Origin of the sequence: Clavibacter sp. MX14-G9D (assembly GCF_032917815.1) — a bacterium.
Lineage (GTDB): Bacteria > Actinomycetota > Actinomycetes > Actinomycetales > Microbacteriaceae > Clavibacter > Clavibacter michiganensis_K.
Genome location: NZ_JAVCVL010000340.1, coordinates 1 through 1771 on the forward strand (window position 1 = coordinate 1; position 1771 = coordinate 1771).

Annotated in this window: 1 protein-coding gene and 2 pseudogenes; 2 read left to right on the forward strand and 1 reads right to left on the reverse strand. The window is 75.9% G+C overall.

Features of this window, described 5'->3' with window-relative positions:
• Both Q6969_RS15390 and Q6969_RS15395 read left to right on the forward strand, forming a co-directional pair.
• Positions 1-236 (forward strand): annotated as a pseudogene (locus Q6969_RS15390) (thioredoxin domain-containing protein); the annotation flags it as partial.
• Between the two features lie 76 nt (positions 237-312).
• Entirely contained in the window at positions 313-1476 is a 1164-nt protein-coding gene (locus Q6969_RS15395; protein ID WP_317231227.1) for a class I SAM-dependent methyltransferase, read from the forward strand.
• Positions 1477-1486: 10 nt separating this feature from the next.
• Here the strand turns inward: Q6969_RS15395 and Q6969_RS15400 are convergent.
• A pseudogene (locus Q6969_RS15400) lies at positions 1487-1771 on the reverse strand (hypothetical protein); the annotation flags it as partial.

Sequence of the window (1771 nt, forward strand, 5' to 3'; positions counted from 1 at the left end):
CCGGCGACGACCCGCTCGCCGCGGTCGCGCACGGCCGCATCCGCCCGCCGGACGTGGCGTTGGTCGTGACGGACTCCGGCGCGCGTGCGTGGGCGGAGGCCGGCTTCGACCTGCTCGCCGACCGGACGGCCGCCGACGGCCCCACCGCGTACCTCTGCGCCGCGTTCGTCTGCCGCCTCCCCGTCACCGACCCGGATGCGCTCCGCGCCCAGCTGGCGGGGGCGCTCCCCGGCTGACGCCCGCCGCCGCGACGCCCGGACGCCCGGACGCCGCGACAGCGACCGGCTGCGCGTCGCGGCCTAGGGTCGGAGGGTGGCCGAGCACCCGGAGTACGCGATCTTCCTGAACGGCTCGTACGGCGTCGGCAAGACGTCCGTGCTCGACCACGTCGGGAACCTCCTCGCCGCCCGCGGGCGCCCCTTCAGCCTCATGGACGTCGACTGGTTCCACCGGTCGTGGCCGGTCGCCGACGACGACCCGGACAACACCCTCGTCGAGGCGCGGGCCATCGCCGCCGTCTGGGCGGCCTACCGCTCGGTCGGCCCGCGGCAGCTGGTCCTCAGCGGCGTCATCGCGAGCGCATCCGACGCCGCCCGCTACGCGCGCGCCGTCGGGATGCCGATCCGGTCGGTCCGCCTCGTGGCCGCGCCCCGGACCCTCGAGGCGCGGCTGCGGCGACGCTACGACCCGGACCGTGCGGAGGACCTGGCGTGGCACCGGGAACGGCACGCGGAGCTCGCGGACCGGCAGGCGCGGGCGGATCTCGACGAGGCGGTCATCGACGCGGACGACAGCACCTCGGCGGAGGTGGCCCGGCGCGTCCTGCGGCACTTCGGCCTGGACGACGCCTCCCCGGCACCTCGCCGGTCAGCCGACGTGGCCGGCTCGTACGCGGCCCGGACCGCGGAGTACGCGGAGCTGCTGGGGTCGATGGCGGCGGTGCATCCCTCCGACGTCGAGCTGGTGACGACGTGGGCGGCGGGCGTCACGGGTCCCGTGCTCGACGCCGGCTGCGGTCCCGGTCACTGGACGGACCACCTCGCCCGGCGGGGGAGCGACGTCCGGGGCATCGACCAGGTGGCCGCCTTCGTCGACCACGCGCGCGCCGCCTACCCGGCGGTGCCCTTCGCGACGGGCAGCATCGACGCCCTGCCCGACGCGGACGGCGCCTACGGGGGAGTCCTGGCCTGGTACTCCCTGATCCACCACGAGCCGTCGACCATCCGACGGGCCCTCGACGAGATCGCCCGCGTCCTCCGTCCGGACGGCCGGCTCCTCGTGGGCTTCTTCGTCGGCGCCCGTCTCGAGGCGTTCGACCACGCGGTGGTCACCGCCTACCGGTGGCCGGCGGACCTGCTCGCCGGCGAGCTGGTCGCGGCGGGCTTCGAGGTCGTCGAGACGCACACGCGGACCGGGGATGCCGCAGGACCCCGCCCGCACGGCGCGATCTCGGCTCGTCTCGCCGGAGGCCGCTAGGGCGCTCGGCTCAGTGCTGCGGGATCGCCCGATCCGGCTCGTCCTCCGGTCGGCCCGCGTACCACTCGTGGAACTCGGAGCAGCGCCCGTCGGCGTCGAATCGGAGGAACCAGATGTTGTCGTACGCCGTCACGACCTCGTCGCCCTCGTCCGCGAGGAAGACGGTGCGCCCGTGCGTGACGGCCGTGTCGCCGTCGAGGACCACCGGGTGGTACCGCGCGTCGAACCGCTCCCCGACGAACGCGTCGCGCTCGGCCATCCACTCCGCGACGATCGCGTCGCGGCCGGTCGCGCG